The sequence below is a fragment of the Zemynaea arenosa genome (genome assembly GCF_004614185.1).
GTDB lineage: Bacteria > Pseudomonadota > Gammaproteobacteria > Burkholderiales > Burkholderiaceae_D > Telluria > Telluria arenosa.
The window spans coordinates 1-8,495 of record NZ_SPVF01000263.1 but is presented as its reverse complement, the minus strand read 5'-3'; the positions used below and the strand labels follow the sequence as shown (position 1 = coordinate 8,495).

Genomic DNA, 8,495 nt, shown 5'->3' with positions numbered 1-8,495 from the left:
GGCCCGATCCGGCCGACCCCTTGAACGAACCGGCCGACGCCTGGGCCTCGGTGCTGCCGAGCGAACCGGCGGCGCGCACCGACATCCATTCACTGGCCGTGGCCCAGCTGGCGATCCCTGCCCGCGCGCCGGACTGCGACCAGGAGCTGCACACGCTGGCCGCGCCGAACGGCGAACCGTGGCCCGCGCAAAGCGGCTACGTGGACGGCTACCCGCTCGCCAACCAGGGCGGCGAGATGCAGGTCACGGTGGACAATGGCGCCAACAACTCGCCCGTGTTCGTGAAGGTGTTCGACCTGGAACACGGCCGCAACGTGCGCCACGCCTACATCAAGCCGCACGAGACGCTGACCATCGACCAGCTGGCGGTCGGCAAATACGAGGTGCGCTACCAGAACATCGAGGTCGGCGCCACGCTGGCCGAATGCGTGGGCCGCCGCAAGCAGCAGGCCGCGCTGCGCCAGGCCGATGCCGCCAGCGCGATGAACCCGGCGCCGGGTGCCACCGAGGCCCGGTGAAGCCGCTCCGCATCCACTTCCACCGTCCGCGCCTGACCCGCAAGCTGGTGCTGCGGCTGGTGATCGTCATGGTGCCGCTGGTGTGGCTGTACGCCACGCATGTGATTCCGCCGGTCTTTGAAATCATCGACAAGAACGAGTTCCTGGCCAAGTTCCAGACCACGCCCGAAATGCGCGCGGAGGTGGTGGAGAACCTGGCGCGCCAGATGGAGCAGCACTACGTGGACCCGGCACGCGGCAAGAAGGCCGCCTACCGCATCCGCTACAAGCTGAAAGTCGGCGGCTACGAAGAGCTGCTCAACCAGCGCAACTTCACTGATGAACTGACGATGGACGTGCGCGGCGACACCGACGACGACCGCAACCTGCGCGTGGTGTTCGTGGCCAATGTGATTCCGCAGCAGCTGGACGGCAGCGCGGTGGTCGACGCGCGCACCGCGTGGGACGCGCAGGCCGAGGGCACGGAAGTCAACACGCTGGGCCTGGTGACCGCCACCGACGGCGTGCCGAAGTTCGAGGTCATGAAGGGCAACGTCGGCTATATGAAGGTCATCCACTTCAACGGCGGCGCGATGGCGTCGAAGAAGTTCGCGGAGGTGATGGAAGCGCTGCACGACACGCAGATGCTGGTGCTGGACCTGCGCGACAACTCGGGCGGCGATCCGAAATCGGCGGTGGAGCTGGCGGGCTACTTCTTTGCGCAGCCATTGAAGCTGGCCGCGATGGAGACCCGCACCGCGCCGGACAAGTGGGTGCGCGAGACCTTCGTCAGCAAGCCCGCGCCTGCCAATCTGGCCTACCTGAAGCAGCCGGTGATCATCCTCACCAGCCGCGAGACCGTGTCCGCCGGTGAGCTGCTGGCCTTCGTGCTGAAGCAGCATGGCCGCGTGAAGATCCTCGGCGAGTCCACGCGTGGCGGTTCGCACCCGGCGATCCGGGTGCGGCTGGACGATCACTTCGGCGCGACCATTCCCAACGCCCGCATCTTCGACCCGCAGACCAACACCAGCTGGGAGACCAGCGGCGTGATCCCGGACCGCTACCTGCTGGCCTACCAGGCGCTGGAGATCGTGAAGAAGGAGCTGCAGTTCAAGGGCGCGGTCAAGACCACGCCCGACAAGTAAGGCGCGGGCTCAGGCGGCGGGGCCGTCGTCCATCAAGGCCATCTCGCTGGACGTCATCAAGCGGTCGATGTCCATCAGGATCAGCATGCGGCCGTCCAGCACACCGAGGCCCATCATGTACTTTGGATCGAAGGACGAGCTCATGTCCGGCGCGGGCTTGATCTGGTCCGGCGTCAGGATCGTCACGTCGGACACCGCATCCACCACCATGCCCATCACGCGGCCATTGATGTTGAGGATGATGACGACCGTGAACTGGTCGTACACCGCCTCGCCGAGCTTGAACTTGATGCGCATGTCCACCACCGGGATGATCACGCCGCGCAGGTTGATCACGCCCTTGATGAAGTCCGGCGCATTGGCCACCCGCGTCACCGCCTCGTAGCCGCGGATTTCCTGCACCTTCAGGATGTCGATGCCATATTCCTCCGCGCCCAGCTTGAACGCGAGGTATTCTTTTCCGCCGTCGAGATCCTGGCCTGCGCGTGCTTCGGCGCCGGAGGCATCTGCTTGCATATTTGTCTTCCTTGTCAATTTGCTCTGGCCTTTAGCGCGGCCGATTCCGAGAGCGTAGCAGATAACGACATGCGAAGACGAGGGGCTGGACTTGCCTTGTTGTTTGCTTTAAATTTTGACCAGGCCCCTTGAGGAGAGCGCATGAGCGACCCTACCGCAGCGGATGACGACTGGCTCCTCGACGAAGACGACGAGCAGGCGCCCGCGCCCAAGCCGATCGACCAGCGCTCATGGCGGGTGCTGATCGTCGACGACGACGCCGACGTGCATGCTGTGACTCGTCTCGCGCTGCGCAACGTGGCCTTCAAGGGCCGCGAGCTGGAACTGTTCTCGGCCTATTCCGCGGCCGAGGCTTACCGCATCCTGGCCAGTACGCCGGACATCGCGCTGGTGCTGCTGGACGTGGTGATGGAGACCGACGACGCGGGCCTGATCCTGGCGCGCCAGATCCGCGAAGAGCTCAACAACCATATCGTGCGCGTGGTGCTGCGCACCGGCCAGCCGGGCCAGGCGCCCGAGCAGCGCGTGATCATCGAATACGATATCAACGACTATAAGGCCAAGACCGAACTCACCACGCAGAAGCTGTTCACCACCGTGATCTCGGCGCTGCGGGCCTATGAGTCCTTGATGATGCTGGAGCGTTCGCGCATTGGCCTGGGCAAGATCCTGGCCGGCGCCACCAATCTGTACCAGATCCATTCGCTGCGCGAGTTCGCCTCCGGTGTGCTGAACCAGGTCAGCGCCATCCTCGACGTGGGTGCGGACGGGCTGCTGTGCGTGATGTCGCTGGGCGAGAACGACCCGACCGTGGTCGCGGCCACTGGCGGCTATGCGCCGCTGGCGTCGAGCGAGCACCTGCCGGGCGACCATCCGCTGCTGCCGACCATCCACAAGGCGTTCACGCACAAGCAAAGCCAGTTCGACCACCCGGCCAACGTCCTGTTCATCCACACCCAGGAGCAGCGCGAGCTGGCCATTTCGGTCACGCCGCCGTGGCCCCTGGCGCAGATCCAGCGCGATTTGCTGGAGGTGTTCTGCCAGCGGATCGGCGCGGCCTTTGACAACCTGTACATGTTCGGCCAGCTGCGCAAGGCGCAGGAAGCCACCGTGATCGCGCTGGCCGACCTGGCCGAGTTCCGCGACCATGGCGACTCGGGCCACGTGCGGCGGGTGCAGAAGATGTCGACCCGGATCGCGGAGGTGATGCGGGAGCGCGGCAGCGACGACCCCGAACTCACGCCGCAGCTGCTGGAGATGATCGGCCTGGCCTCGATCCTGCATGATGTGGGCAAGGTGTCCACGCCGGACAGCGTGCTGCTCAAACCCGGCGCGCACACGGCCGAGGAAAGCGCCATCATGCGCAGCCACGCGGAGATCGGCCAGCTGGTGCTGGAGCGCGCCGCGCGCATGGTGGATGGGGTGAGCTACCTGACCTACGGCGCGCAGATCGCGGGCGCGCACCACGAGCATTTCGACGGCAACGGCTACCCCAAGGCGTTGAAAGGACGGGCGATTCCGCTGGCGGCGCGCATCGTGGCGGTGGTCGACGTGTACGACGCGCTGCTGCACGAACGGCCCTACAAACAGCCCTGGCCCTATTCGGACACGGTGGCATACATCCGCGCCCGCAGCGGCACCCAGTTCGACCCGGAGGTGGTGGAGGCGCTGGCCCAGATCATCGCCACCGAGCCGGAGCTGGCCCGCCCGGACGAAGGTGCGCAGGCCTGAACGGGCGCCGACTGTGGCTGCGGTGCCACTGATTTTTGCGAAGGTGGCATCGTAAGCCCCGGATATTTCACTGTTTTTTTTCCGTGCCGTAATATACTGGCGACGATTACGCGCGCGCCAACGTAGTGCGCGGCCACGGGAAAAGCTAGACAACATGAACGGACTGGAAGGGCTCTCAGCACTCATCATCGAACCGCATGCCGGCATGCGGTCCAGCATCCACAACATGCTGAACCTGTGCGGGCTGACGAAGATCGAGCATGCCAACAGCTCCAACACGGCGATCAAGCTGCTGCAACTGAAGCAGTTCGACATGATCCTGTGCGAATACGACCTGGAAGGCGGACAGGATGGCCAGCAGCTGCTGGAGGACCTGCGCCACCACAAACTCATTTCGCTGGCCACCATGTTCTTCATGGTGACGGCGGAGGGCAACCACTCCAAGGTGGTGTCGGCCGCCGAGCTGGCGCCGACCGACTACATCCTCAAGCCCTTCACCGCCGACCGCCTGCTGGAGCGCATTGCCCGCGCGCTGGAAAAGCGCAATGCCTTCATCCCGGTGTACAACCTGATGGAGCAGGGGCTGCAGCGGGAAGCCATCGACGCCTGCATCGAGGGCATGAAGGCCAACCCGCGGTTCGCCATCGACTTCCTGCGCCTGCGCGCCGAGCTGCACATGTTCCTCGGCGAGCCGCACGAGGCGGAGCCGATCTACCAGCAGCTGGTGGAAGCGAAGGCGATTGCGTGGGCGCGCCTGGGCCTGGCCAAGACGCTGTACATGCGCGAACGCTATGCCGAAGCGCAGACCATGCTGTCGGACCTCGTCGAGTCGAACAAGAAGTTCGTCGATGCCTACGACTGGCTGGCCAAGACCCATGCCGCCATCGGCGACATGCAGAAGTCGCAGGAGGTGCTGTCCAACGCCGTGTCGGTGTCGCCGCACGCGGTGCGCCGCCTGCGCAAGCTGGGCGAAGTCGCGCTGGAAACCGGCGATGTGGACACCGCCGAGAAGACCCTGAAGCAGGTGGTCAGCAAGGCCAAGTACTCCGAATTCCGCGACCCCGAGGACCACGTCAAGCTGGTGCAGACGCTGGTCAAGAAGGGCGACCCGGTCGCCGCTGCCGCCGTGATCCGGGACCTGGACCGCTCGATGGGCGGGCAAAAGAACACCAATGTGTGCAGCGCCGTGGCCTCGGCCATGGTGCATGAATACACCGGCAACGAGGAACGCCTGAACGAGGCGCTGACCCAGGCGCTGGCCGCGTGCAAGGACGCGGTTGGCCTGTCCGACGGCGTGAAGCTGGAATTGGTGCGTACCTGCCTCGATAACAACATGGAGGAGGGTGCGGCTGAAGTGGTGCGCGAAGTGATGCGCAATGCGCCCAACAATGCCGCCATGTCCAAGGCGATGGCAGTGCTGGAAAAGGCTGGCCGCGCAGAACTGGCCACGACCCTGGCGCAGCAGGCCCGCCAGGAAGTGGTGGACCTGGTGGCCTCCGGCGCCAACAAGGCGAAGGAGGGCGACTACCGCGGCGCGGTGCAGATGATGGTCGAGGCGGTGAACAAGCTGCCGGACAATCCGACCGTGGTCTTCAACGCGGCGGTGGCCGTGCTCAAGTGCCTCGAAAACATGGGCTGGGAGGAGCGCCTGGGGCAGTACGCGCTGTCGCTGATCGATACCGTGCGCCGCCTGGATCCGTTGAACCCCAAACTGAGTGCCCTGTCCGGCCTGCACCAGGCCATCCTCAAGAAATATAACAAGGCGGCCTTCAAGAAAGCCTGAGCGTTCCCGCCTGGCGGGACCACCCACACGATAAGACATGGCAGGTTCACACCCACCGGCGGACACGCGGCGCGTACGCCAGGCATTGCTGAAGAAGGTTGCGGGCGACGAGGAGATGTTCGCGCTCGGCGCCTCGGTGGCGCGCGTGGTGCAGATGGCGTCGTCCGACGACCAGGGCACCCAGGATCTGGCGTATTACGTGCTATCGGATGCGGGTCTCACGCAGCGCATCCTGCGGCTGTCGAATACGGCGCAGTACCGGACGGTGTCCGGCACGTCGGTGACCACCATCTCGCGCGCGATCTCGCTGCTCGGTTTTGATAACGTCAAGGCGACGGCGCTCGGCATGCTGCTGGTCGATGCGCTAGCCAACAGCAAGCATGCGGCCAGCGTGCGGGTGGAGCTGGAGACGGCGCTGTGCGCAAGCCTGGTGGGGCGCGAGATGGCGCGCCACACCTTCTACCAGAACGCGGAGGAGGGTTCGATCGGGGCGCTCTTCAAGAACCTCGGACCGGTGCTGGTCGCGACCCACGAGCATGAGCGCTATCGCGAGATCAGCCAGCTCGCGGCGGGCGGCAAGCTGACGCTGTCGCAGGCCTCGCAGATGATCCTGGGCTGCACCTACGAGACGCTGACCGAGACCGTGCTGGGTGAATGGAAGATCCCCGATGCCATCGTGCGCACCCTGGCGCCGCTGCCGCCGGGGGAGCTGAAGACACCGGCCAACCGCAACGAATGGCTGCGGCAGGTGGCGTCGCTGAGCTACGACGTGGCGCGGCTGCTGGCGCGCACCGACGCGCCGGCGGCGCATCCGGACGCGAAGGTGATCGCGGCGCGCTATGGCGAGTCGCTCAATCTCGATGCGGACCAGCTGACCGACCTGTTCTCGAATGTGCACGAGCAGATGGTCGCGTTCTTGCAGAGCATGGACATGGAGCGCCAGATGCGCGTGCGCGACCCGGAGCCGGTCGACCACGACGCGATGCCGGACGTGCTGCTGCTGGCCACCATGGACGCCGGTTTGCCCGCCGAAAGCGGCGGCAGCTACCCGAGCGGAAAGCCGAAGAACGCGCGCGACCTGCTGCTGGCGGGCGTGCAGGACGTGACGCAGATGCGGGCCGCGGGCAAGGCGCGCCTGAATGAACTGATCCTCGCGGTGCTGGAGTCGCTGTACACCAGCATGGGGTTCCGTTTTGCGACCGTGTGCCTGAAGGACGCGAAGACCGGGCACTTCCGCGCGCGCGTGTCGTTCGGCGAGGTGAAGGCGCGGCAGGAGCAGTTCGTGTTCCCGGTCGAGAGCGACCGCGACATCTTTCACCTGGCGATGGAAAACGATGCGGACCTGATGATCGCCGATTCGACCAGTGCCAAGATCCGCGAGCTGCTGCCCGCGTGGTACCGCAAGCTGATGCCGGATGCGCAGAGCTTCATTGTGCTGCCGCTGGTGGTGGGCAAGGTCCAGGTGGGCCTGTTCTACGCCGACCGCACCGTCGTCGCGCCGGAAGGTGTCCCGCCCGACGAAACCTCCCTCATCAAGGCCCTGAAAGGCCAGGTACTGGCCGCCCTGGCCGGCTGATCCCCCGCTCCGCTCTTTTTGCCAGAAGCTCCGTAACCCCCGGGGACGTACCCTCTTCCCCAGCCGGGGTACGTCCCCGATTCCACCAAATTGCTCAGATTATCAGTGCAGCGCTAACTCATTGATTCAATGTCTGAATCGATTAACTCGCGCGTTTCGACATATTAGTTGTTCAGAGCTTTCCTACAGAGCTAGTCCGGGGTACGTCCCCGCTCTGGGAGCGGGGTACGTCCCCGGGGTGGGCGGGATGTTTGTGCTATGGCGCGGGCGCGGACCTTGTGGCGCCAGCGGATGAGGCCCGTGATCAGAAGGAGCAGGGGAATGAAGCCGGAGGCGAAGACGGCCAGGCGGCCCCAAAGGCCGAAGACCTCGCCGTTGTGGAGAGGGTGCAGCCAGTAGGTGGCTTGCGTGCCGCTGCTCGCCGCCAGCGCGTCGTGGGCGGCGAGCGGGGCGCCGCTGTCCGGGTCCAGCCAGACCCGCGTTTGCGGGAAGCGGCGGCTCGGCTCCGAAGGCTGGTGCATGCGCAGGATGATCGGGGTGTGCGCGGCGCCGCTGGTTTCGATCCAGCGGACTTCGGCGGTCGGGAAGCGGCGCTGGCCGGCGGCGACGGCGTCGTCAAGCGTGATGGGCGCGGTCGGTAACGCGGCTGCGGGTAGCCTCTGTGCGGCCGCTGCCACGACGGGGGCGCGCGCCAGGCTGACCGTGGGCAGGGCCTGGGCGCGGACGAGGGCTTTGGCCTGGTCGGGCAGGGCCAGGGCGGCGCCCGTAATTGAGAGGATCAGCAACAGCGCAAGCCAGTACACGCCGCTGGAGCAGTGCATGTCGTAGGCGCGGCGCACGGCGCCGGGGCGGGGGACGATGCGCAATGCGGTCCAGAAGCGGGCTTTCGAGGGCCACCAGAGGTAGATCCCGCTGGCCATCACCAGCGCAAAAAGCAAGCCCACCACCCCGGTCAGCATCAGGCCAGGCTTGTCCAGCAGGAGCGTGTAGTGGAGGTCGAAGGTCCAGGTCATCAAGGTGTCGCCCCAGAAGCGCGAGCTGGTGATCCGCAGCGTCGCTGGATCCAGCGTCACCATCAGCGGGGCGAAGTGGCGGCCCGCGCGTTCCACCGGCTTCGGGTAGCGCGCGAGCACCTGCTGGTCTGCGTCCAGCGGCAGCTCGATGCGCCACGGGCCGTCGCGCTCCGGGTAGGCGCGCCGCAGCGTGGCGAGAATCGCTGCGGGCGATGGCGCCAGTGACGCTCCGCC

Annotated in this window: 6 protein-coding genes and 1 pseudogene; 5 read left to right on the top strand and 2 right to left on the bottom strand. The window is 65.9% G+C overall.

The features are described 5' to 3' along the window. Positions 1–518, top strand: a pseudogene (locus E4L96_RS21680) (J domain-containing protein); the annotation flags it as partial. Next, complete coding sequence (locus tag E4L96_RS21675; RefSeq protein WP_167758771.1) at positions 515–1,642, top strand: S41 family peptidase; 1,128 nt, start codon at positions 515–517, stop codon at positions 1,640–1,642. The pseudogene E4L96_RS21680 and the gene E4L96_RS21675, both read left to right, overlap by 4 nt. A 9-nt stretch (positions 1,643–1,651) precedes the next feature. On the opposite strand, the gene E4L96_RS21670 is transcribed toward E4L96_RS21675, so the two are convergent. After that, positions 1,652–2,158 carry a chemotaxis protein CheW gene (locus tag E4L96_RS21670; RefSeq protein WP_135209302.1) on the bottom strand — a complete coding sequence of 169 codons (507 nt, stop codon included), beginning with the start codon at positions 2,156–2,158 and terminating at the stop codon, positions 1,652–1,654. A gap of 141 nt (positions 2,159–2,299) precedes the next feature. Here E4L96_RS21670 and E4L96_RS21665 point away from each other — a divergent pair, with 141 nt between their 5' ends. The 3 genes from E4L96_RS21665 to E4L96_RS21655 all read left to right on the top strand — a co-directional run bounded on the left by E4L96_RS21665 (position 2,300) and on the right by E4L96_RS21655 (position 7,248). Then, the gene (locus tag E4L96_RS21665) at positions 2,300–3,889 is read left to right on the top strand and encodes a DUF3369 domain-containing protein (RefSeq protein WP_135209301.1); all 1,590 of its coding nucleotides are present in this window, start codon (positions 2,300–2,302) and stop codon (positions 3,887–3,889) included. Positions 3,890–4,043: 154 nt separating this feature from the next. Beyond that, complete coding sequence (locus E4L96_RS21660) at positions 4,044–5,672, top strand: response regulator (protein ID WP_135209300.1); 1,629 nt, start codon at positions 4,044–4,046, stop codon at positions 5,670–5,672. 37 nt (positions 5,673–5,709) lie between these two features. Next, complete coding sequence (locus tag E4L96_RS21655) at positions 5,710–7,248, top strand: HDOD domain-containing protein (protein ID WP_135209299.1); 1,539 nt, start codon at positions 5,710–5,712, stop codon at positions 7,246–7,248. Between the two features lie 191 nt (positions 7,249–7,439). Here E4L96_RS21655 and E4L96_RS21650 read toward each other — a convergent pair. Then, a partial coding sequence (locus E4L96_RS21650) for a PepSY-associated TM helix domain-containing protein (RefSeq protein WP_135209298.1) occupies positions 7,440–8,495 on the bottom strand: 1,056 nt, incomplete at its 5' end.